A 20,975-nucleotide genomic window follows, 5' to 3' on the forward strand; every position below is an offset into this window, starting at 1 on the left:
CTCGCCGCGCAGCCGGGTGACGGTGTCCGCTCAGTTCCAGAGCGGGTAGTTCATGACCTGCGTGTATCCGGCCGGCTTGGCGGCGTCGTAGTTCAGGCTCAACCGCGTGAACTGCTGCACGTTCGGATGCTTCGTCCAGGCCGTCGGCCGGTCGAGCCGTACCGTCACCGGGTACTTGCGGAAGGTGCCGGCCGCGCAGTAGGGCTTGCAGTCGTTGACCACGTTCACGCCGTGGCCGACGGCCGTGCTGTCGTTCCACTGCGTCCAACGCATGCCGGTGAGCAGGCTGTTGCCGTCACCGCAGGCCAGCATGAAGTCGGTCGGCCGGAATCGCTGGTGCCAGAGGCAGTCGACGAGCACCGGGTGCTGGACCGCCCGCGACGCGGTCGGTGTCGGCGGGGTCGCGGAGGCCGTCGTCATTCCCGCCGTGAGCAGCAGGGCCGCCCCGAGTCCGATCGCCGTTCCCACCACTGGTCTGCGCATGGTCGCTCCCACCGGTTCCGCCGGGTTTCCTTCCTTTCGACGCTACGACCGTCCCGCCGGATGTACCACTTGCACCGGGCTCGCGAGCCCGGGAACACCCAGATCAGGACCCTCGCGCCGGTGTCCCGCCGGTCGCCCCGAAGACCGGCCCGGGCGGCCACGCGGGGGCCTCGGCCGGGACGGGAGGACGTGGTGCCCGGCTCTGCGTCGTCAGTCCTCCCGTCGTCCGGCCCGCGGGCCCGGATGGCACGTCCGTCGTGCCAGGGGGCACTGCCTCCGCCGCAGCGGTGCGGCCGGACTAGCCGTGTGTGACGGTCAGGCCGTAGAACGCGACCCGGGCGCCGTTGGTCGTGCTGTCGGAGGACGACTGGTTGTACGAGCCCGCCTTGAAGTACTGCTTGTACGCATTGAACGACGACGGGATGGCGTAGTGGGTCGTCGAGCCGTTGACGGTCAGGTCGATGGTGTTCCCGCCGGAGACGGCGATGGTGTAGGTCCAGGTCTTGCCGATCGGCACATGGCCCACGGTGTGCGTGGTCTGGCCGCCGGACGGGGAGTTCTCGGTGCCGAGGACGATGTCGCCGTCGGAGTGGTAGTACAGCTCCAGGAGCGGCTTGGTGGAGGAGCCGCCGGTGCCGAGGTGGATCTGGCCGACGCACACGTTCTTGGTCACCGAGACCACCCGCAGCGTCGCGCTCATCTTGTGGCTGCCGCTCAGCGACCAGTTGGCGGCGCTGCCGTCGCGGTTCATCTCGCGCAGTTCGGAGCGGGCGTAGTTGGAGTTCGGGGTCGTGACGCCCTTCTCGGGCGCCCAGAAGGTCATCGCGCCGTCGCGGGTGTCGGTATAGAAGTAGGCGTCCTGGTAGCCGCCGGCGCCCTGCAGCCGGGACGAGGGGATGGTGGTCGGCGAGCCGGGGGAGCCGACCGGCTCCTGGAGCTGCCAGACGGACAGGTCGAAGTTGCCGCCGGGCGCCTTGGTCGGGTCCGCGGCGCCGGCGCTTCCGCCGGTGAGCAGGACGAGGGCGAGGGCGAGGCCCGCGGCGGCCGGAGCCGCGAGCAGCCGGGAACGGTTCATGTGGGGGGTCCTTTCGGGGAGGGCTGCGTCCAGAATCCACCCGAGTTCATGTCTGTGAACTTTGGACGCGTCCATAACCGTCGATGACCCGTGAAGCTAAAGGTCCGGACCAAACTCGTCAAGAGGGTCAGCAGGCGCCCTCGTCCTGCCAGGGGCCCCAGTCGGAGGCGCTGGGTGCCTCGTTCTGGGTCCACCACTTGGCCTTCCAGTTGTGGCCGTTGTACGAGACCTCGTTGCCGGCCGTGTACACCGCCGTCGAACTCCACGCGGTCCTGCAGGAGGTGGGCGTCGGGGTCGGCGTGGGGGTGGGGGTGGGCGTGCCGGTCGGCGGGGTGACCCCGGCGAACCGCACCGAGTACGTGGCGAAGTCCCAGTCGCTCTGCGCGACGCTGGAGCAGGTGCCGGACGTGGTGCCGTTGTTGTCGGCCGGGGAGCACTGCCGGTCGCGGTTCAGGGACCAGAACGTGAAGCGGTCCATGTGGTGGCTCGTCGCGTAGTCGAGCACCGTCTGGAAGTCGGCCTGGGTGAAGTACTCACCGGTGTCGCTGCGGCCGTTCATCCCGGAGAACCCCTCGTGGGCGTAGGCGGTCGCCTGGTCCCAGCCGAAGGTGGACTGCAGGATCGTGTTGAAGTTGGTGAGCGCGCCGGTCTGCGCGGACGCACCGCTGAAGCCGCCGTCGAACGGCATGATGGAGAAGTTGTTCGGCGTGAACCCCTGGGACTTCGCCTCCAGCAGCATCTGCTTGCCGAACCAGCCGGTTCCGTCCGCCGTGCCGGCCGTGGTGACCGAGACGTACAGGCCCGGGTTGTTCTGCTGGAGGATCTTCGCGGCGCCGATCTCGTTCCTGATCGCCGCGGTGTTCTCGTACTCCGGCTCCTCCAGGTCGAAGTCGATGGCGTGCAGGCCGTACTTGGTGATGACCTGCTGATAGGCCGCCGCGGTGGAGGAGGCGTCCGCGCAGGTCTGGCCCAGCTTGGTGCCGCCGTAGCCGCCGATCGAGACGGAGACGTCGCCGCCCTTGGCGCGGATGGTGTTGATGACCGACTGGACGGCGGTGTCCGAGGAGACGGCGGCCGTACCACCCCAGGTGGGGGAGCAGCCGCCGCCGTCGGGGGCCAGGACGAACGCCAGCTGGAAGGCCTTGAGGCCGGTGGCGTCCATGATGGTGGCCGCGTTCGGCGGGTTGTTGTCCAGCGGCATCAGGTAGGGGGCTGCCGCGTACCACCGGTTGCTCAGTGCGGTGGTCGCGCCCGCGGCGTTGCTCGCCACGAGCGCGGTCGTGCCGGCGGCGGCGAGGGTGACGGCGGCCGCCGCGCCCAGACATGCGCGAAGGGGTCTCACTGGTGCCTCCAGGGGGACGGGAGGGGTGGGGGTGGTGCCCCAGCTTCCGGAGGTGTCGCGATCACGTCAATAGATTGGACTGGACCAAAGTGCGCTTTGGACTAGACCATACGAAATCTTTACCTGGCCCGCCGGAGGAGTGCCGGTCTCCCGAACCGCACCCTCACTCCCGGGGACCAGAGCACGCTGACCGGCGGCCCGGGGGGTGCGGGCAGCCCCGCCGCCACCACCAGGTCATCCTCCAGATTGAGGAGTTCGGCCCGGTGCAGCGGCCAGGGCGGGTGCTCGTTCGGCTGGTGCAAGGTGTGCCCGTGCCAGCCGGCGTGCAGCCCCCAGCGCGCGGTCAGGAAGTGCTCCAGCGGAGAGGGATCGGTTATCGGCGGCCCGATCCGTACCACCGCCCGGCTGCCGGTGGCCGGGCGGCCTCGCCGCCGGCAGGTGTAGGTGATCGTCCCGCCCTCGCGGCGTACCCGCATCGAGGACCAGAGGTAGGGCAGCCGGAACCCGAGCCGGCCGACCAGCGCGGGGATCAGCCGCGACGCGTCCAAGGACCTGAACACCACTCCGCGCCGGCCCTGCTCGTCCACCGAGTACAGCCGTACGTTCGTCTCGCAGAAGGTCCCCAGATACGGCAGCCCGGGGCCAGGGCCCGGACCGGCGCCCCGCATCAGGAACGGAACCAGGCCGATATAGCTGATCCCGTCCAGCGTGTCCGGCCGGGTGCCGGCGGGCAGCAGCCCCGCCACCCGTTCCGGCTCCACCGGCCAGTGCAGGAAGGTGAGTTCGTGCCAGCCCTGCACCTGGGTCGGCCGTCGCACGGGCCGTGGCGTGGCGGTGGTGATCGGCTCGGGTTCCATGGACAGGGTCATAGCACGCCCGTGCGTGCGACGGTGCCGGGGCGACGCCCGCCGGGTGCCGGCCCGCCCCGCCTGATCCGGACTCTCCCGCCTGTCACCCCGCCCACCTGGGTAAACTGTGCGCGACACACAGGCCTTGAGACGAGGAGCCGGGATGCCGTCGCACAGCTCTTCCGCGGCCGGGGCCCCGGCCGAGGGCGAGGAGCACGGCGGGCCCGCTCCCGTCCGGCAGGCGCTGTCGGACAGCGTCTACGAGAGCATCAAGGCGATGGTCATGGACCACGAGATCGCTCCCGGCGCCCGCGTCGGCATCGACGCGCTCGCCCGCGCCCTCAAGGTCTCGCCCACCCCGGTCCGCGAGGCCCTGGCCCGGCTGGAGTCCGACGGCCTGGTGGTCAAGCGCGCCCTGTCCGGATACCGGGCCACGGAGCTGCTGACCCGGCAGGGCCTCGCGGAACTCTTCGAGATGCGGCTGCTGTTGGAGCCCCGAGCCGCGGCCCTGGCCGCCGCCCACGCCACCGAGGACCAGCTCGACGACCTCGAAAGGATCGTCGAGGAGATGCAGACCCAGCCCAGCCCGAACGGCCGGTACGCGTCCTACCGCGACTTCGCCGTGCTCGACCAGCGCTTCCACGAGGCGATCGGGCGGGCCGCACACCGGCCGCTGCTCGCGGACGCCGTGCAACGCCTCCACGCCCACCTGCACATCTTCCGGCTCGGCGACGTCGTGGGCGCCGGCGGCCCCACCGTCGCCGAGCACGAGCGGATCGTGCGGGCGGTACTGCGCCGCAACCCCGAGCGGGCGGCCGAGGCGATGACCGAGCACCTCACCCGCAGCATGGAGCGCCAGCGCGTCGAGGACGGCGGCGGCGACGGGCCGGCTGCTCCATGAGGATCACGCGGTCCGCCCTCGCCCACCCTCCGCCCGGTGCCGTCCGCGCGGCCCGCCTCACGGGCGCACCGCGTCACCGTCGTGGATCAGGCGGATGATCCGGCCGCTCATCCGGTCGTAGTCCCGGTCGTTGCGGACCTCGCCGCGGACACGGTGGTCGGTCATGACGACGATCCGGTCGGCGAGGGTGACCATCTCCGCGAGATCGCTGCTGATCAGCAGGATGGGCAGGCCGTCGTGGGCCAGGTCCCAGAGGAGTTCGTGGAAGGCGCGTTTGGTGCGGACGTCGACGCCCACCGTCGGCTCGTCGACGACCAGCAACCGGGTGTCGGCGGCCAGCCACTTGGCCAGACTGACCTTCTGCTGGTTGCCGCCGGAGAGTTCTCCGGCGTTCTGCCCGAGCCCGGAGATACGGATGCCGAGGCGGTCGACGAGGTCCTGGGCGACGGCGCGCTCCTGGCCCGCCGGGACGAAGCCGAGGGCCCCGGCCAGCCGCCGCCAGACCGTCACCGTGATGTTGCGGAGGACCGGCTGCTCCAGGAAGACACCCTCCTCCTTGCGGTTCTCGGTCACGTACCCGATGCCGAACTCGTGCAGCGCCTGCCGCGGCGAGGCGATCCGCACCGGCCTGCCGTGCACCCGCACCTCGCCGCCGGTGATGCGGTCCAGGCCGAGCACCGCCTTGACCAGCTCGCTGCGTCCGGCGCCGACCAGCCCGTACAGGCCGACGATCTCTCCTGGCCGTACCGCCAGGCTGATGTCCCGGTGCCCGCCGGCCGTGGCGACCGCGGCCAGCTCCAGGACCGGCTCGGCGGACCCGTCGACCGTACGCGGGCGCATCGCCGCCGCCGTGTGGGCGCGGCCCACCATGAGGCCCACGACGTCGTCGTGGGTGTGCTCGGCCAGCGGCGCGGACTCCAGCACCGACCTCCCGTCCCGCAGCACCGTGACGGTGTCGCAGACGGCGAACACCTCCTCCAGCTTGTGACTGACGAACACCACACAGGCTCCGCGTTCGGCCAGCCGCCGGACCACCCCGAACAGGCGCTCCGTCTCCTCGGGGGACAGGGAGGCGGTGGGCTCGTCCAGGAGCAGCACCCGGCTCTCGGTGTACAGGGCCTTGGCGATCTCCACCAACTGCTGCTGTGCGACGGACAGTTCGTGCACCGGCCGGTCCGGGTCGAGGTCCACGCCCAGCTCGGTGAGGCAGGCGACGGCCGGTTCGGTCATGGCCGCGCGGTCGACCAGTCCCCGGCGCGCGGGCGGCTTCTGCAGGGTGATGTTCTCGGCCACCGAGAAGCCGGGGATGAGGTTGCGTTCCTGGTGGACGACACCGACTCCGGTGCGGGCGGCCTCCAACGGCGAGCGGAACCCGACTGGTTCGCCGCACCAGGTGAGGGTGCCGCGGTCGGGGGCGTGCACCCCGGTCAGGACCTTGATGAGAGTGGACTTGCCGGCGCCGTTCTCGCCGAGCAGGGCGTGCACGCTGCCGGCGGTGAGCCGCAGCCCCACGCCGTCCAGGGCGCGCACCCCGGGGAAGACCTTCACGAGGCCGTGGCATTCGAGCAGGACCGCGCTCACCGCGCACCTCCCGGTCGTGGTGCCGGCGTGGTGGTCCTCGCCAGCCGCGCCCGGTGCAGGTGGCCGCCCGCGACCGTACCGAGCACGACCAGCCCGATCAGCAGGTTCACCCAGCTCGGGTCCAGCGAGAACTGGGCGCGGGCCGCGTCGATGAGCCGGGTCACGAAAGCCGCCAGCACCGTCCCGAACACGGCCATCGAGCCACCGGTCAGCGCGACCCCGCCGATGATCGGCGCCGCGAAGCTCGGCAGCAGCCAGTCACCGCCGACGCTGCGGTTGACGCCGGGCAGCGAGGCGGTCGCGGTGACGGCGGCCACCCCGACCAGCAGTCCGGAGAGCGTGTGCGCGACCACGATCTGCCGGTCGGTGGAGATGCCGGACAGCCGGGCGGCCAGGGGATTGCCGCCGGCGGCGAGCAGCCGCCGCCCCGCGACCGTGCGGTACGCGAAACCGCCCAGCAGGACCGCCGCGACGATCGCCGTGACGAAGACGAGCGGGACGTCCAGCGGTGCCGCGGTGCCGAGGTCGCGCAGGGCGGGGGCGTACCCGTCGACGGTACGGGTGCCGACGAGCCGGTACTGCGCGCCCAGCAGGATCGTCATGGTGGCGAGCGTGACGATGAAACCGTTGATCCGCGTGGCCACGATGACCACACCGGTGGCCATGCCGGCGGCGGTCGCCGTCAGCAGGCCCACGGGCACGGCGACCACCGCGGGCACCCCGTGGTCGGCCATGAGGACGCCCGTCAGGCAGGCGGTGAAGCCGCCCAGGGCGCCGACGGCGAGATTGAGCTGGCCCACGCACAGCGCCACCATCTGCGCCAGGCCGATCAGGATGGGCGTGGCCAGGTACTGCAGGAAGACCCGTACGGAGGGGCCCTCGAAGAAGGAACCCGACGACGCCACCTCCAGGGCCGCCGAGCCGGCCACGACCACCAGCAGCAGCACGGCCGTCGTGGTGCGGGAGAACCGGTGCACCGGCGCGGCCGCGCGGCCGCGCAGATCACGGATCGTGGTCATGCGGAGCGCACCACCTTGCGAGAGGACACCGCGGTGCGGATCCGGTCGGCCGACAGGGCGAGCAACAGGATGCAGCCGAGGTAGATGTTCAGGCTTTCCAGACCGACGCCGAGCAGGTCGAGCCCCTTGCGGATGACACCGACCAGAGCGGTACCGAGCAGGGAACCGAGGACGGACACCACCCCGCCGGTCAGCAGGGTGCCGCCGAGCACCGCGCCCAGGAAGGACGGCAGCATGAAGTCGTCGCCGATGGAGGCCCGGAAGGTGCCCGTCCCGGCGGCGGCCATGAAGCCGGCGAGTGCCGCGAGCAGCCCGGAGAGGCTGTGGGCGAGCAGGACCCGGCGACCGGTGGGGATGCCGGACAGCTCGGCGGCGGCCGGGTTCGCCCCGGTGAGCAGCAGCTCCCTCCCGATGCGCGTAGTGCCGTACAGGAGACCGAGACCGAGCATGGCGAGCAGGGTGAACTGGGCCAGCTGCGGGATCGCCGGTGAGCCGCAGACAGGCCCCGCGCAGATGTCGGCGAGGGAGTAGGACCGCAGCGCGTCGATTCCGGCCGGGCGGACGGTGAAGGCGGCGTCCTCGGTGAGCGCCGAGTACATGAGGGAGACCAGGCCCAGCAGGGCGAAGTCCATGGCCAGCGTGACGACGAAGGAGCTCACGCCGGTGCGGGCGATCAGCCAGCCGGTGACCGCGCCGATCGCCGCGCCCGCGACCAGGCACAGCAACAGGCCCGCCTGCATGGGCAGATGGAGCCTGTCGTAGCCGAGACCCGCGAACATGGCCCCGAACGCCGCCATCCGTCCCACCGCGAGGTTCATGTGCCCCACGGACAGGGCGACCATCTGGGCGAGGGCCACCACGGTCAGGGTGGCCACGTCCCGCAACAGCGGGAAGAGCACCAGACGCTGGTCGAGGAAGGCGGGCCGCAGCGCGCCGAACACGATGCCCAGCGCGACGACCAGCACCACCAGGCCGAGCCGCTGGTTGACCCAGAACGGCATCCGGTGACCGGCCGTCCGCTCCGGCCGGACGGTGTCCGGAGGGCTGATCGACGTCGTCATGCCACCCTCCGGTCGTCGAGCGCGTCCAGGTCCCAGTCGACGCCGATGCCCGGCACGTCCGGAGCCACGGCCAGGCCGTCTCGGATGGCCAGCTCGGTCCGGGTCACGGCCCGCAACTGCGGGATGTACTCGACGAAGCCGCCGTTGGGCACCGCGGCGGCGAGGCTGACGTGCAGTTCCATCAGGAAGTGCGGGCAGACCGTCACGTTGTGGCTCTCCGCCAGGTGCGCGACCTTCAGCCACGGGGTGATACCGCCGACCCGGGCGGCGTCGACCTGCACGACCGAGGCGGCACCGGCCTCCAGGTAGCCGCGGAACTGCATGAGCGAGTACAGGGACTCGCCGACCGCCACGGGGATCCGGGTCGCCCGCGCGAGCCCGGCGTGTCCGCTGACGTCGTCCGCGGGCAGCGGCTCCTCCAGCCAGTACGGGTCGTACGGCTGAAGCGCGGCCGCCAGCCGGAGCGCCGAGGACGCCGTCTGGGACTGGTTGGCGTCGGTCATGACGTGCAGCGAGGGACCGACCGCCTCGCGGACGGCGCGCAGCCGCTCCGCGTCCTCGGCGGGATGCGGCCTGCCCACCTTGATCTTGACGCCGGCCCAGCCCGCCTCCCGGGCCCGCAGGGCTCCCTTCACCAGTTCCTCGGTGCTCAGATGGAGCCAGCCGCCCTCGGTGTCGTAGACCGGTACCTCCTGGCGGTGACCGCCGGCCAGCCGCCAGAGCGGTTCCCCGGCCCGCTTGCAGCGCACGTCCCACAGGGCGGTGTCCACGGCGGCCAGGGCGAGGGAGGTGAGGGCGCCGGTGGTGGTCGCCCGGGTCAGGGCGAACAGCCGCTGCCACAGGGCCTCGACGTTGCGGGCGTCCTGTCCGGGCAGGGCGGGGAGCAGATGGTCGCGCAGCAGGGCGAGTACGGAGCTGCCGCCGGTGCCGATCGTGTAGGCGTATCCGGTCCCCGTGAGACCGTCCGCCGTCTCCAGGTCCACCAGGATCGTCTCCTGTTTGACGAAGGACTGCACCGCGTCGGTACGGTCCGTCTCGACGGCGATGTCGGCCAGCCTGGCGGTCGCTGTCGTGATGAGGCTCATCGATGTCCGTTCTCTGTCGGTCTCCCGCCGGCCGGTCAGCCGCACGCGAGGTACTTGTCGGCGAACTCCGTCTTCAGCCGCCTGGTCTTCTCCTGCCGGGCCCGGTCGTAGTCGGCGACGTTCGCCGCGGTGACGACGAACGAGCCGGAGTCGACCTCCACCCCGGGGTCGCGCATGGTGCACTGCTTCGTCTGCAGCAGCGCGAGCGCCCAGGTGCCGATCTCGGCCTGACCGGTGGGGTTCTGTACGACGGTCGCGGTGACCGTGCCCTGCCTGATACCGCCGAGGATCTTGGCGTCGTCGTCGATGGCGACGACCTTGGCCTTCGAACCGGACGAGCTGACGGCGTCGGCGGCGGCCACGGCCGGGTTGTAGGCGGTGGCGACGATGCCCGTGATCCGGTCGCCCTTCGCCGCCATCAGGTCGGACACCGCCTTCTGCGCGGTCTGCAGGTCGGTGTCGATGTCGGTGACGGTCTGCAGGAGCCGCACCCTGCCGCCGGACTCCTTGACGGCCCGGGCCACGCCCTTGATCCGCAACTGGGTGTTGGCGTCGACGTTGTTGCCGGTCAGGTGGACCAGTGTGCCCGTACCGCCCATGGCCTCGACGGCGGCCTTCGCGGCCTTGTAGGCGGCGAGTTCGACGTCCGTGGAGAGGCAGAAGTCGGCCTCGTCCGTCGGGCCGGCCGGACAGGAGCCCAGTGACGCCACCGGGAAGCCCTGCGAGGTGAGGTCCGCGAAGGTGGTGTTGATGTCGGTGGGGGAGACTCCGAACACCCCGAAGGCGTTGTAGCCGCGCGCCGCGAGCGTGGACAGCAGGTTGTTCTGCTTCTGCTGGTCCCACTCGGCCGTCTCGTCGAAGGTGACCGACCCGAGGCCGTACGTCTTCCGCGCGGCGGCGCCGGCCGCCTTCCAGGGCTGGAAGTAGGGATGCGCGCCACCGGGCACCAGGGCCACCTCGGTCCGCGAGCCGTCCGCCAACTCGGCCCCGCCGCCTTTCCGTTGGGCCGCCGTGGCCGAACCGGCAGCGGGGCCGGGGGCGTTGCGGTAGGTGCAGGCCGCGGTCCCCGCGACGAGCAGGGCCGCCGTGAGGAGCCCGGGCAGCACGGATCTGGTCGGGAAGCGCATCGCCCACCCCTGCGAAATCAGATAGGAAAGCATTGCGGAGATCGTGGGTCAGTGGGACGTGTGCGTCAAGGCTTGTGGCAGGATCCGACTTGATCAGGGATGACGTGGGCTGGCTCGCATGCGATCGCCCTCGCGTTTCGCGAATCCTATAGGAAATCGTCTGCTCATCGAGCGTCTGCCGACGCCTTGAGATATCTGACAATCCCCGTGTGCAGAACCCTGGCCGCCGCCCGCCACCTTGGGCTACCGTCGGTAACACCCTGCCGTCCCGGCAGTCTCAGACCTGTCTCCCGCACCGCCCGCATCCGTACGGAAGGCACCCCCACCCATGGACAATCCCAGAGCAGGCGCCGGTCCGGTCAACGGGACCGACCGGCCGTCCCGTTTCACCCGCCGTCAGGTGCTGACGGTGGCCGGCGGCACGCTCGCCGGTGTGGCCCTCGGCCAGACGGGGGCGTTCGCCGCCGAATCCCAGGACGCGGACGCGATCGTCGTCGGCCACGGCCTGGCCGGTCTGGTCGCGACCGCCGAACTCGCCGCCGCCGGCCGCAAGGTGCTGCTGCTCGACCAGGAACCGGAGGCGAGCCTGGGCGGCCAGGCGTTCTGGTCCTTCGGCGGACTGTTCTTCGTCGACTCCGACGAACAGCGGCTGATGGGGGTCAGGGACTCCCATGACCTCGCCTGGCAGGACTGGCTCGGCGCGGCCGGCTTCGACCGGGGCGTCGCCGACCCGAAGGGCCAGGACCACTGGGCCTACAAGTGGGCCCAGTCGTATGTGGACTTCGCCTCCGGCGAGAAGCGCTCCTGGCTCTCCGGCCTCGGCGTGCAGTGGTTCCCGATCGTGGGCTGGGCCGAGCGCGGCGGCGGTCTCGCCGACGGCCACGGCAACTCGGTGCCCCGCTTCCATGTCACCTGGGGCACCGGCCCGGCCGTCGTCGAGCCGTTCGAGAAGAAGGTGCGCGCGGCGGTCGCCGCCGGCAAGGTCGCCTTCAAGTTCCGTCACCGGGTGGACGGGCTGGTCACCACCGCGGGTGCGGTGACCGGCGTGCGGGGCGCGGTCCTGGAGCCCAGCAGCGCGGCCCGGGGCACTCCGAGCAGCCGTACCGTCGTCGGCGACTTCGAACTGCGGGCACCGGTCGTGGTGGTCACCTCGGGCGGCATCGGCGCCAACCACGACCTGGTCCGGCAGAACTGGCCCGCCCGGCTCGGCACCGCGCCCAAGTTCATGGTGACCGGGGTCCCCGCGCACGTGGACGGCCGGATGCTGGCCATCACCCAGCAGGCGGGCGGGCGGATCGTCAACCCCGACCGGATGTGGCACTACACCGAGGGCCTGCGCAACTACGCCCCGATCTGGCCCAATCACGGCATCCGCATCCTGCCCGGCCCGTCCTCGATGTGGTTCGACGCGAAGGGCCGCCGGTTCAACTCCCCGGACGTGCCCGGTTACGACACCCTGCACACGCTGGGGTCGATCACCGCCTCCGGCTACGACTACTCCTGGTTCGTCACCACCCAGAAGATCATCGCCAAGGAGTTCGCGCTCTCCGGCTCGGAGCAGAACCCCGACCTCACCAACAAGAACGTCTGGCAGCTGCTGTCCCGGATCTGGCAGACCCCCGAGCCCATCGAGAAGTTCAAGAACAACGGCGCCGACTTCGTGGTCGCCGACAACCTCGCCGCCCTCGTCACCGGCATGAACAAGCTGACCGGCGACAACCTCATCGACCTCGCCGACCTCAGAGGGCAGATCGAGGCCCGCGACCGCGAGATCGACAACCCTTACACCAAGGACGTCCAGGTCCAGGGCATCCGCAACGCCCTGAGCTACATCGGGGACTCCCTCAGCCGTACGGCGCCGATTCACCGGATCCTCGACCCCGCCGCCGGCCCGCTGATCGCCGTCCGGCTCAACATCCTCACCCGCAAGACCCTGGGCGGCCTCCAGACCGACCTCTCCGGGCGCGTCCTGAACAGCGACGGCTCCCCGGTGCCCGGGCTGTACGCAGCCGGTGAGGTCGCGGGCTTCGGCGGCGGCGGGGTGCACGGCTACCGCTCGCTGGAGGGCACCTTCCTCGGCGGCTGCCTCTTCTCGGGCCGCCAGGCGGGCCGGGCGGCGGCCGCCGCGACGGCGACCTGACGGAAAGGGCGGGAAAGTCCGAGTCACCCCCCGTCCCGCCGTGACAGTGGCACCCTTGACAGTGTGCGTACTGTTTCGCGACGTCTGAGTGACACCTCCGGACCGGCGACGCCGTCGCCGGTCACGGACGGACGCCGTACGGCGAGGAGCAGGAGCTGTTCGCGGCAACGGCAGGACGCGGAATCCGCGTTATGGGGGGAGCGGTCGCCCATGCGATCCAGAGGTCAGTGCAGAGGCCCGTCCGGGAGCGGGACCCGCAACCGTGCGCCACACACCTCGTCAGCCGAAGGGCGGTTGATCTGAGGTGGACATCACGATCCACAGACCCGGCGAGCTGACCCAGTCGCTCCGCCGGGCCTGGCACCAGGCGATGGACGAGTCACCGGAGTACGCCAATCCCTTCCTGGCCCCGGAGTTCGCCATCGGGGTCGGCAGACACCGCGGGGGCGTTCGGGTGGCGGTCCTGCGCGACGCCGGCGAACCCGTCGGCTTCCTGCCCTACGAGCGCAACCCCCTGGGCGTGGGCCGGGCCGTCGGCCTCGGCCTCTCCGGCTGCCAGGCGCTGGTGCACCGTCCCGGAGTCACCTGGGACGCCCAGGAGTTGCTGAGGGCGTGCGGCACGTCCATCTTCGAGTTCGATCATCTGGTCGCCGAGCAGCGGCCGTTCGCCGGTCATGTCACCGGCACCTTCGCCTCGCCGGTGATCGACGTGAAACCCGGCGACGGCGGCTACCCCGAGTGGCTGCGCGCCACCTATCCGGGCCTGGCGAAGACCACGCTGGAGAAGGAACGGCGCCTCGGCCGCGACATCGGCGACCTGCGCTTCGAGTGGGACGAGCGCGACCCCGCGGCGCTGCGCACGCTGATGCGCTGGAAGTCGGCCCAGTACCGGCGGACCGGACGCATGGACCGCTTCGCCCGCCCCTGGATCGCCGACCTGGTGGACCACCTCTTCCACGTCCGCGACGACCACTTCACCGGCGTGCTCTCGGTGCTCTACGCGGGCGACCGCCCGGTGGCCGCGCACTTCGGACCGCGTTCGAGCACCGTACTGGCCGCCTGGTTCACCGCCTACGACCCCGATCTGCACTACTGCTCACCCGGGTTGATGATGCGTCTGCGCACCGCCGAGAGCGCGGCGCGCGGCGGTGTGACCCACGTCGACCTCGGGCGCGGCGACAAGGAGTACAAGGACTGGCTCAAGACCCGGGAACTGCGGGTGGGTGAGGGGTTCGTCACCCGGGCCCACCCGGTGGCCGCCGCGCACCGGATGTGGCGCCGCCCGGTCCGTGGGCTGCGCAACACGGTCCTCGCCCATGCCAGGCTGCGTGAGCCGGCGGACCGGCTGCTCAGGAAGGTCGGCACCCTGCGGGCCGCGCGCCGCACCGACGGGATCCGCGAGGAGTGAAGGGCCCGCCCCACCCGCCGGGCCGCCCCGTGGGCAGGACCGCGGCGGCCCGCCGTGTCCGGCGGCCGCCGGTGTGACCGATCACTCGGCCGCCATTCGGACTATGATCCTGTAAAGGCGAAATCTGACGGTTTGCCCTGGTAAGGCCGCCGCCCCGGCCGGAGTGATCCATGCCCCGCAAGCGCTCAATGGACGACGAGCTGCTGATCAGACTCAGGTCGCTCACCGCTCAGGCGCGCGAGCGGGCCGAGTACCAGCGCTCCCAGGTCGAGCTGGCCATCGCCCTGCAGCGCGGGATGCTGCCCCGCGACCTGCCCGACACCCCCCGCTTCCACCTTGCCGTCCGCTACGCGCCCGCCACCTACGGGCTGAACGTCGGCGGCGACTGGTACGACGCCTTCACCCTGCCCGACGGCCGCATCGGCCTGACGATAGGTGACGTCCAGGGCCACAACATCGAGGCGGCCGCCTTCATGGGCCAGGTCAGGGCCGGGCTGCGGGCGCTCGCCTCGGTCACCGGCGAGCCGGGCGAGCTGCTCAGCAGGACCAACGACCTGCTGATCTCCCTGGGCAACGACCTCTTCGCCACCTGCACCTTCATGCGGCTCGACCCGGAGACCGGGGTGCTGGAGAGCGCCCGGGCCGGTCACATCCCCTTCGTCTGGGCCACCGCGGACGGGAAGTCCGGGATCGGCGAGGACGAGGGCGGGCCGCCGCTGGGCATCGAGCCCGGAATCGAGTACCCGGTGTCCCGGTTCCGGCTCACCACCGGGGGCATGTTCGTGCTGCTCACGGACGGGGTGGTGGAGGGGCCGTCGATGAGTGTGCAGGAGGGGCTCGACCAGGTGGTACGGCTCGCCGGCATCGCCGCCGTAGCGGGCCTGGAGGCGCACTCCCTGGCCGCCGCCGTGATCAAGGGCGCGGAACAGGTGGGCCACGAGGACGACGCGGCGGTCCTGGTCCTGGGCCACGACGGCATCGACCGCGTGCCCTGACGCCCCGGACACCGGCGGGGCGTGTCAGTCGTGGGCCGCATTCGCCTCGCCGACCAGGGCGGATCGGTGTCTGATGGCTGCTGTGGTGGGTATCCAGCAACAGCGCCGGCCGGCCGCCTTCGCCCTCCGGACGCTGGCCGTCGCCGCCTGCTACTTCGCGGCAGGGCGGCTGGGCCTGCTGTGCCGGCTCGACGTCGAGGGCGCCGTCTTCACCCCCGTCTATCCGCCGACCGGAGTCGCGCTGGCCTGTCTGCTGGTCTTCGGCCTGGGCTGCTGGCCGGGCATCATGCTCGGCGCCTTCTTCCTCGTCCTGTCGCTCGGCACGCCCGGGCCCGACGTCGTGGGCATCCTCCTCGGGAACACCGCCGGGCCGGTGTGCGCGTACCTGATGCTGCGCCGGGTCGGCTTCCGCACCGACCTGGGCCGGCTGCGGGACGGCCTCGCCCTGGTGTTCCTCGGGGCGATGGCCGCCATGCTGATCAGCCCCACCGTGGGCGTTCTCACGCTGATCCTCGCCGGCAAGCTCGCCGCGACGCACTTCTGGCCCATCTGGCTGTCGTGGTGGGTCGGCGACGCCATGGGCGTCCTGATCGTCACCCCGGTCCTGCTGGTGCTGCTCGGCGCCCGTTGGCCCCCGCCGCTCAACCGCTGGAAGGAGGTCCTGGCTCTCGCCGTCACGGCGGCGGTCCTGGTCCCGGTGGCCACGCGCAGTTCCCTGAGCGCGCTCTTCCTGGTCTATCCGCTGCTGGTCTGGGCCGCGCTGCGATTCCGGCTGGCGGGCAGCATGCTGTGCGCCCTGTTCGCGTCGGTGACGGCCTCGGTCGCCGCGACGGACGGCACCGGCGCGTTCGCCGGGCTGTCCCACATCCAGGTGATGCTGAAGCTTCAGTTGTTCAACGGTTCGCTGGCGCTGACCGCGCTGCTGCTGTCGGCCGTGATCACCGAGCAGCGCAACACCCGGCTCTCCGTCGAGGAGGCGTGCCAGGAGCTGGCCGAGGCACTGGAACACCTCACCGCGCACGATCACCCGGCAGGCCGCGCCCCGCCGCCGGAGGCCGAGGAACTCCGGCGCGCGAGAGACGAACGGTGACCGGGTACGCGCCCGGTCACCGTTGCGTTGGTGGGTGCCGTGGTCAGACGGTGCCGCTGGCCGTGATCTTGATCTCGGCCTTCGGCGAACCGCTGGCGGTGCCGTAGCCCTCGATCTTGTCGACGATGTCCGAGCCCTCGACGACCTCGCCGAAGACCACGTGCTTGCCGTCGAGCCACGGCGTCAGCACGGTGGTGACGAAGAACTGCGAGCCGTTGGTGTGCGGGCCCGCGTTGGCCATGCTCAGCAGGTACTTGCGGTCGTGCTTGAGCTTGAAGTTCTCGTCCTTGAACTTCTCGCCGTAGATGCTCTTGCCGCCGGTGCCGTCACCGCGGGTGAAGTCACCGCCCTGGAGCATGAACTGGGGGATGACCCGGTGGAAGCCGGAACCGGCGTAGCCGAAGCCGTGCTGCCCGGTGGCGAGCTCACGGAAGTTGCGGGCCGTGTCCGGAACCACGTCGTCGAACAGGTTGAACACGATCCGGCCGGCCGGCTCGTTGTTGATCGAGATGTCGAAGTAAACCTTGTCGCTCATGCAGGTCAACCTATCGCGAACCGTCCCCCGGCCCCTCCCATGGGTGGCGACGGGCCGGGGTGTCGGGTCAGTACCGCCGCTCCAGCCGGTCCAGCACGGCCCGGGCCATGGCCGCCTCGCCCTTGGCGTTGGGGTGGGCGGGAGCCGCCGGTGAGGTGGGCTGGAGGGGCTCGATCCAGCGGTCGGCGGGGGCCTTGCACATGTCGTGGCCGACGGTCGGGCCGTAGGTGTCCGCGTACCGGGCGCCGTTCCACGCGGCGACCGCGCGCAGCATGAGGTTCAGCCGCTTCCCGACGTCCCGGAGGTAGGGGAAGTCCTTGGCGGCGAAGGGCACCGTCGGGTAGCAGCCGCTGCCGTCGTCGGGCAGCAGGTCGGGGTAGCCGACGACGAGGATCCGGGCGTGCGGGGCCCGGGCGTGCACGGCCCGCAGCACCTTGTCGACCTTGGGGGCGGTCTGCGCGATCCTGAGCGTCAGCTGGTCGGTGCCGGAGGCGTTGTAGTACCGCTGGCAGGGATTGCCCGTCAGGTCCGTGGCGCTGAGCGTCGCGCAGGTGCCGATGATCGAGCTGAAACCGATGTCGTTGCCGCCGATCTGGACCGTCACCAGGTCGGTGTCCCGCCGGACGGCGTCGAGCTGCGGGCCGTTGGTGCCCTGCGCCTTCCACATCTCCGCGGTCGTGGCACCGCCGCAGCTCACGTCCTTGAACGCGCTGACGTGCCGGGCGGCCGCCACCAGCGAGGGGTAGTTGTGGTCGGAACGGGCGCAGTCGGCGTCGACCTGTGTCGGGATGACGGGGCCCGAGGTGTAGGAGTCGCCGAGCGCCGCGTAGCTGGTGCCGCGGTCGTGGCCGCCGTGGTGCCCGCCGCCGTGTGCCGCGGCCGGTGTCGTGGACGCGGCCACCAGGGCGCAGCCGCCCAGCGCAGCCGCCACGGTGGCCTTCCGCCGGTGCCGTCTCGCCGAACCGTCGGACGGGGTGCCGTACGCCATGGAGATTCCCCCCTGGAACCGGGACGCGCGCGGAACCGGTCCCGACGGGCGGCCCGTACGCGTGTGTCGGGGGTCTGTATACCGCCCGGTAGGAGTCCGGAGCCAGAGGTCGGACGCAATGAACTGGATCGAGTAACCCGCCCTGCCCGCAAGGGAGTCCGCGGCGGACGGCGGCCGGATGCGGCCGTGTGCGATTGAAGCCGGAAACCGATCGGTTTACTATGGTCGCACCAGTCGGAAACCGATCGGTTTCCGCCGTGCCAAGTCTGGAGTGTGAGTGTCATGACCGCGATCAAGGACTCCGTCGTCCTCGTCACCGGCGGCAGCCGGGGCGTCGGAAAAGCGCTGGTGGAGGAGTTGTACGCGCGCGGCGCCGGCAAGGTCTACGCCACCGCCCGCGACCCGCGCTCGGTGACCCACCCGGACGCCGTGGCGCTGGCGCTGGAGGTCACCGACCCGGACTCCGTGGCCGCCGTCGCCGAGCAGGCCCAGGACGTCACCGTCCTGATCAACAACGCGGGGGTCGCCACCGGCACCCGCTTCCTGACCTCCTCGCTCGACGACATCCGCCGCGAGTTCGAGATCAATTTCTACGGCCCGCTGCTGCTCACCCGCGCCTTCGTCCCGGTGATCGGGCGCAACGGCGGCGGCCACATCCTGAACGTCCACTCGGTGCTGTCCTGGCTGGCCGAAGGCGGCGCCTACAGCGCCTCCAAGGCGGCGTTCTGGTCGCAGACCAACAGCCTGCGCCAGGCGCTCCAGCCGCAGGGCATCGGCGTCACCGGCCTGCACATGGGCTATGTCGACACCGACATGGCGGCCCACGTCGACGCGCCCAAGACCAGCCCGCAGGACATCGCCGTGGCGGCCCTCGACGGCGTCGAGTCGGACGCCTACGAGGTGCTCGCCGACGATCTCACCCGCTGGGTCAAGGGTGCTCTGTCCGGCGACCCGGCCGCCATGTACGAGCGACTCGCCGCCCGGTGACCTCGGCCCCCGGCCCGCCCGCCGGCCCCCTCCGCGCCACCGCGGAGGGGGAGTCCGGCGAAAAATCCGGTGCCGAAGGGTTGTCGCCCAGTTGCCTCACCACTTAAATCAAAACCTGAACTAAGCAGTGGGGCGTGCCGGTCGAGTGCGTCCCGTGCCCAATTCAGGGAGCCGCTGATGAGACTGAGATCGCTGGGCGTCGCGCTCGCCGCCATGGCAGCGCTGCTCGCCCTACCCACCGTGCACGCACCGGCGGCCCAGGCCGCTGACACCCCCCTGTCCCAGGGGAAGACGGCCACCGCCTCCTCCGAGGAGAACGGCGGAACCGTGGCGGGCAACGCGGTGGACGGCAACACCGGTACCCGCTGGTCGTCGGCCTTCACCGACGACCAGTGGCTCCAGGTCGACCTGGGCTCCACCGCCACGGTCACCCAGGTGGTCCTCAACTGGGAGACCGCCTACGGCAAGGACTACAAGGTCCAGATCTCCGCCAACGGCAGCAGCTGGACCGACCTCAAGTCGGTCACCGGCGGGGACGGCGGCACCGACACCCTCGCCGTGTCCGGACAGGGCCGCTACGTCCGGATGCAGGGCGTGCACCGCGCGACCCAGTACGGCTACTCGCTCTGGGAGTTCCAGGTCTTCGGCAGCACCACCGGCACGCCCCCGGTCCAGGGCGGCGGTGACCTCGGCCCGAACGTGATCGTCGTCGACCCGTCCACGCCGAACCTCCAGCAGAAGTTCGACTCCGTGTTCGCCCAGCAGGAGTCGGCCCAGTTCGGCAGCGGCCGTTACCAGTTCCTGCTGAAGCCGGGCACCTACAACGGCATCAACGCCCAGATCGGCTTCTACACCTCGATCTCCGGTCTCGGTCTCAACCCCGACGACACGCAGATCAACGGTGACGTCACGGTCGACGCCGGCTGGTTCAACGGCAACGCCACGCAGAACTTCTGGCGTTCGGCGGAGAACCTCGCCATCACGCCGTCGAACGGGACGGACCGGTGGGCCGTGGCTCAGGCGGCCCCCTTCCGCCGCGTCCACGTCAAGGGCGGTCTCAACCTGGCCCCGAACGGCTACGGCTGGGCCTCCGGCGGGTACATCGCCGACTCGAAGATCGACGGCACCGTCGGCCCGTACTCCCAGCAGCAGTGGTACACCCGCGACAGCTCGGTCGGCGGATGGACCAACGGCGTCTGGAACATGACCTTCACCGGCGTCCAGGGCGCCCCCGCGACCAACTTCGACTCCGGCCCGTACACCACGCTGGACACCACCCCCGTCTCGCGCGAGAAGCCGTTCCTGTACCTGGACGGCAGCACCTACAAGGTCTTCGTCCCGGCCAAGCGCACCAACGCCCGGGGCGTCTCCTGGCCGGCCAACGCGGGCACCTCCGTCCCGCTGGACCAGTTCTACGTCGTCAAGGCCGGCGCCACCGCGGCCACCATCAACCAGGCTCTCGCCCAGGGCCTCAACCTGCTCTTCACCCCGGGCGTCTACCACCTCGACCAGACCATCAACGTCACCCGCGCCAACACCGTCGTGCTCGGCCTGGGCCTGGCCACCCTGGTCCCGGACAACGGCGTCGACGCCATGCACGTCGCCGACGTCGACGGCGTGAAGCTCGCCGGGTTCCTGATCGACGCGGGCTCGGTCAACTCCGACACCCTGCTGCGGATCGGCGACGCCGGATCCACCGCCGACCACTCCGCCAACCCGACCAGCATGCAGGACGTGTTCGTCCGCGTCGGCGGCGCCGGACCCGGCCTGGCCACCAACTCCGTGGTCGTCAACAGCAACAACGTCATCATCGACCACACCTGGCTGTGGCGCGCCGACCACGGCAGCGGCGTCGGCTGGACCACCAACCGCGCCGACTACGGCCTCCGGGTCAACGGCAACGACGTCCTCGCCACCGGCCTGTTCGTCGAGCACTTCAACAAGTACGACGTCTACTGGCAGGGCGAGAGAGGCCGCACGATCTTCTTCCAGAACGAGAAGGCCTACGACGCCCCCAACGCCGCCGCCATCACCCACGACGGCGTCGTCGGCTACGCGGCCTACAAGGTCGCCGACACCGTGACCAACCACGAGGCGTGGGGGCTGGGCAGCTACTGCAACTACACGGCCGATCCGTCGATCGTGCAGTCCAACGGCTTCCAGGTGCCGACCGGTTCGGGGATCAAGATGCACGACCTGCTGGTGATCTCGCTGGGCGGCATGGGCCAGTACGCCCACGTCGTCAACACCACCGGATCGCCGACGTCGGGGACCAGTACCGTGCCCTCCAAGGTGACGCAGTTCCCGTAG

At 71.0% G+C, this 20,975-nt stretch carries 18 protein-coding genes; 7 read left to right on the top strand and 11 right to left on the bottom strand.

The features are described from left to right. Positions 1-30 precede the first annotated feature (30 nt). From ACFXI4_RS09575 to ACFXI4_RS09590, 4 genes are all read right to left on the bottom strand, one after another. Positions 31-483, bottom strand: a complete 453-nt coding sequence (locus tag ACFXI4_RS09575; RefSeq protein WP_384989127.1) for a hypothetical protein — start codon at positions 481-483, stop codon at positions 31-33. A gap of 298 nt (positions 484-781) precedes the next feature. Further along, positions 782-1,558 (bottom strand): polysaccharide lyase family 7 protein, encoded by a 777-nt coding sequence (locus ACFXI4_RS09580; RefSeq protein WP_384989128.1) that lies wholly within the window; start codon positions 1,556-1,558, stop codon positions 782-784. 127 nt (positions 1,559-1,685) lie between these two features. Then, the gene (locus ACFXI4_RS09585) at positions 1,686-2,900 is read right to left on the bottom strand and encodes a carbohydrate-binding protein (protein WP_384989129.1); all 1,215 of its coding nucleotides are present in this window, start codon (positions 2,898-2,900) and stop codon (positions 1,686-1,688) included. Positions 2,901-3,019: 119 nt separating this feature from the next. After that, positions 3,020-3,757 carry a YqjF family protein gene (locus tag ACFXI4_RS09590; protein ID WP_384989130.1) on the bottom strand — a complete coding sequence of 246 codons (738 nt, stop codon included), beginning with the start codon at positions 3,755-3,757 and terminating at the stop codon, positions 3,020-3,022. 154 nt (positions 3,758-3,911) lie between these two features. Between ACFXI4_RS09590 and ACFXI4_RS09595 the strand changes: the two genes are divergently transcribed. After that, a complete protein-coding gene (locus ACFXI4_RS09595; RefSeq protein ID WP_384989131.1) occupies positions 3,912-4,649 on the top strand; it encodes a GntR family transcriptional regulator in 738 nt (245 codons plus the stop codon). Positions 4,650-4,706: 57 nt separating this feature from the next. Here ACFXI4_RS09595 and ACFXI4_RS09600 read toward each other — a convergent pair whose 3' ends face one another. From ACFXI4_RS09600 to ACFXI4_RS09620, 5 genes are read right to left on the bottom strand one after another with little or no spacing between them, the layout of a single operon-like run. Continuing rightward, positions 4,707-6,230, bottom strand: a complete 1,524-nt coding sequence (locus ACFXI4_RS09600) for a sugar ABC transporter ATP-binding protein (RefSeq protein ID WP_384989132.1) — start codon at positions 6,228-6,230, stop codon at positions 4,707-4,709. Beyond that, the gene (locus tag ACFXI4_RS09605; protein ID WP_384989133.1) at positions 6,227-7,249 is read right to left on the bottom strand and encodes an ABC transporter permease; all 1,023 of its coding nucleotides are present in this window, start codon (positions 7,247-7,249) and stop codon (positions 6,227-6,229) included. Before ACFXI4_RS09605 ends, ACFXI4_RS09600 begins: the two co-directional genes overlap by 4 nt. Next, positions 7,246-8,310, bottom strand: coding sequence for an ABC transporter permease (locus tag ACFXI4_RS09610; protein ID WP_384989134.1), 1,065 nt, complete (start codon positions 8,308-8,310; stop codon positions 7,246-7,248). The genes ACFXI4_RS09605 and ACFXI4_RS09610 overlap by 4 nt, the downstream gene beginning before the upstream one ends. Further along, a complete protein-coding gene (locus ACFXI4_RS09615) occupies positions 8,307-9,395 on the bottom strand; it encodes a mandelate racemase/muconate lactonizing enzyme family protein (RefSeq protein ID WP_384989135.1) in 1,089 nt (362 codons plus the stop codon). Before ACFXI4_RS09615 ends, ACFXI4_RS09610 begins: the two co-directional genes overlap by 4 nt. A 35-nt stretch (positions 9,396-9,430) precedes the next feature. Further along, complete coding sequence (locus ACFXI4_RS09620) at positions 9,431-10,522, bottom strand: substrate-binding domain-containing protein (protein WP_384989136.1); 1,092 nt, start codon at positions 10,520-10,522, stop codon at positions 9,431-9,433. Positions 10,523-10,850: 328 nt separating this feature from the next. Between ACFXI4_RS09620 and ACFXI4_RS09625 the strand changes: the two genes are divergently transcribed. From ACFXI4_RS09625 to ACFXI4_RS09640, 4 genes are all read left to right on the top strand, one after another. Continuing rightward, on the top strand, positions 10,851-12,662 hold the full coding sequence (locus ACFXI4_RS09625) for an FAD-binding dehydrogenase (protein ID WP_384989137.1): 1,812 nt from the start codon (positions 10,851-10,853) through the stop codon (positions 12,660-12,662). A 304-nt stretch (positions 12,663-12,966) separates the two neighbouring features. Then, a complete protein-coding gene (locus tag ACFXI4_RS09630; RefSeq protein ID WP_384989138.1) occupies positions 12,967-14,070 on the top strand; it encodes a GNAT family N-acetyltransferase in 1,104 nt (367 codons plus the stop codon). A gap of 170 nt (positions 14,071-14,240) precedes the next feature. Further along, complete coding sequence (locus tag ACFXI4_RS09635; RefSeq protein WP_384989139.1) at positions 14,241-15,065, top strand: PP2C family protein-serine/threonine phosphatase; 825 nt, start codon at positions 14,241-14,243, stop codon at positions 15,063-15,065. Between the two features lie 73 nt (positions 15,066-15,138). Beyond that, positions 15,139-16,155: an MASE1 domain-containing protein gene (locus ACFXI4_RS09640; RefSeq protein ID WP_384989140.1), complete on the top strand. Its 1,017-nt coding sequence runs from the start codon at positions 15,139-15,141 to the stop codon at positions 16,153-16,155. 43 nt (positions 16,156-16,198) lie between these two features. On the opposite strand, the gene ACFXI4_RS09645 is transcribed toward ACFXI4_RS09640, so the two are convergent. Both ACFXI4_RS09645 and ACFXI4_RS09650 read right to left on the bottom strand, forming a co-directional pair. Continuing rightward, positions 16,199-16,690 (bottom strand): peptidylprolyl isomerase, encoded by a 492-nt coding sequence (locus ACFXI4_RS09645; protein WP_362732008.1) that lies wholly within the window; start codon positions 16,688-16,690, stop codon positions 16,199-16,201. A gap of 67 nt (positions 16,691-16,757) precedes the next feature. After that, the gene (locus ACFXI4_RS09650; protein WP_384989141.1) at positions 16,758-17,678 is read right to left on the bottom strand and encodes an SGNH/GDSL hydrolase family protein; all 921 of its coding nucleotides are present in this window, start codon (positions 17,676-17,678) and stop codon (positions 16,758-16,760) included. Between the two features lie 282 nt (positions 17,679-17,960). Between ACFXI4_RS09650 and ACFXI4_RS09655 the strand changes: the two genes are divergently transcribed. Both ACFXI4_RS09655 and ACFXI4_RS09660 read left to right on the top strand, forming a co-directional pair. Then, the gene (locus tag ACFXI4_RS09655; protein ID WP_384989142.1) at positions 17,961-18,665 is read left to right on the top strand and encodes an SDR family oxidoreductase; all 705 of its coding nucleotides are present in this window, start codon (positions 17,961-17,963) and stop codon (positions 18,663-18,665) included. Positions 18,666-18,842: 177 nt separating this feature from the next. Continuing rightward, positions 18,843-20,975, top strand: a complete 2,133-nt coding sequence (locus ACFXI4_RS09660) for a discoidin domain-containing protein (RefSeq protein ID WP_384989143.1) — start codon at positions 18,843-18,845, stop codon at positions 20,973-20,975.

It is taken from the genome of Streptomyces sp. NPDC059224, from assembly GCF_042754285.1.
GTDB lineage: Bacteria > Actinomycetota > Actinomycetes > Streptomycetales > Streptomycetaceae > Streptomyces.

Excerpts from the sequence above, each read along its gene's own strand:
- ACFXI4_RS09615 (WP_384989135.1), bottom strand. The coding sequence starts at position 9,395 with ATGAGCCTCATCACGACAGCGACCGCCAGGCTGGCCGACATCGCCGTC.
- ACFXI4_RS09620 (WP_384989136.1), bottom strand. The coding sequence starts at position 10,522 with ATGCGCTTCCCGACCAGATCCGTGCTGCCCGGGCTCCTCACGGCGGCC.
- ACFXI4_RS09650 (WP_384989141.1), bottom strand. The coding sequence starts at position 17,678 with ATGGCGTACGGCACCCCGTCCGACGGTTCGGCGAGACGGCACCGGCGG.
- ACFXI4_RS09590 (WP_384989130.1), bottom strand. The coding sequence starts at position 3,757 with ATGGAACCCGAGCCGATCACCACCGCCACGCCACGGCCCGTGCGACGG.
- ACFXI4_RS09635 (WP_384989139.1), top strand. The coding sequence starts at position 14,241 with ATGCCCCGCAAGCGCTCAATGGACGACGAGCTGCTGATCAGACTCAGG.
- ACFXI4_RS09605 (WP_384989133.1), bottom strand. The coding sequence starts at position 7,249 with ATGACCACGATCCGTGATCTGCGCGGCCGCGCGGCCGCGCCGGTGCAC.
- ACFXI4_RS09575 (WP_384989127.1), bottom strand. The coding sequence starts at position 483 with ATGCGCAGACCAGTGGTGGGAACGGCGATCGGACTCGGGGCGGCCCTG.
- ACFXI4_RS09655 (WP_384989142.1), top strand. The coding sequence starts at position 17,961 with ATGACCGCGATCAAGGACTCCGTCGTCCTCGTCACCGGCGGCAGCCGG.
- ACFXI4_RS09640 (WP_384989140.1), top strand. The coding sequence starts at position 15,139 with ATGGCTGCTGTGGTGGGTATCCAGCAACAGCGCCGGCCGGCCGCCTTC.
- ACFXI4_RS09595 (WP_384989131.1), top strand. The coding sequence starts at position 3,912 with ATGCCGTCGCACAGCTCTTCCGCGGCCGGGGCCCCGGCCGAGGGCGAG.
- ACFXI4_RS09625 (WP_384989137.1), top strand. The coding sequence starts at position 10,851 with ATGGACAATCCCAGAGCAGGCGCCGGTCCGGTCAACGGGACCGACCGG.
- ACFXI4_RS09610 (WP_384989134.1), bottom strand. The coding sequence starts at position 8,310 with ATGACGACGTCGATCAGCCCTCCGGACACCGTCCGGCCGGAGCGGACG.
- ACFXI4_RS09580 (WP_384989128.1), bottom strand. The coding sequence starts at position 1,558 with ATGAACCGTTCCCGGCTGCTCGCGGCTCCGGCCGCCGCGGGCCTCGCC.
- ACFXI4_RS09645 (WP_362732008.1), bottom strand. The coding sequence starts at position 16,690 with ATGAGCGACAAGGTTTACTTCGACATCTCGATCAACAACGAGCCGGCC.
- ACFXI4_RS09660 (WP_384989143.1), top strand. The coding sequence starts at position 18,843 with ATGAGACTGAGATCGCTGGGCGTCGCGCTCGCCGCCATGGCAGCGCTG.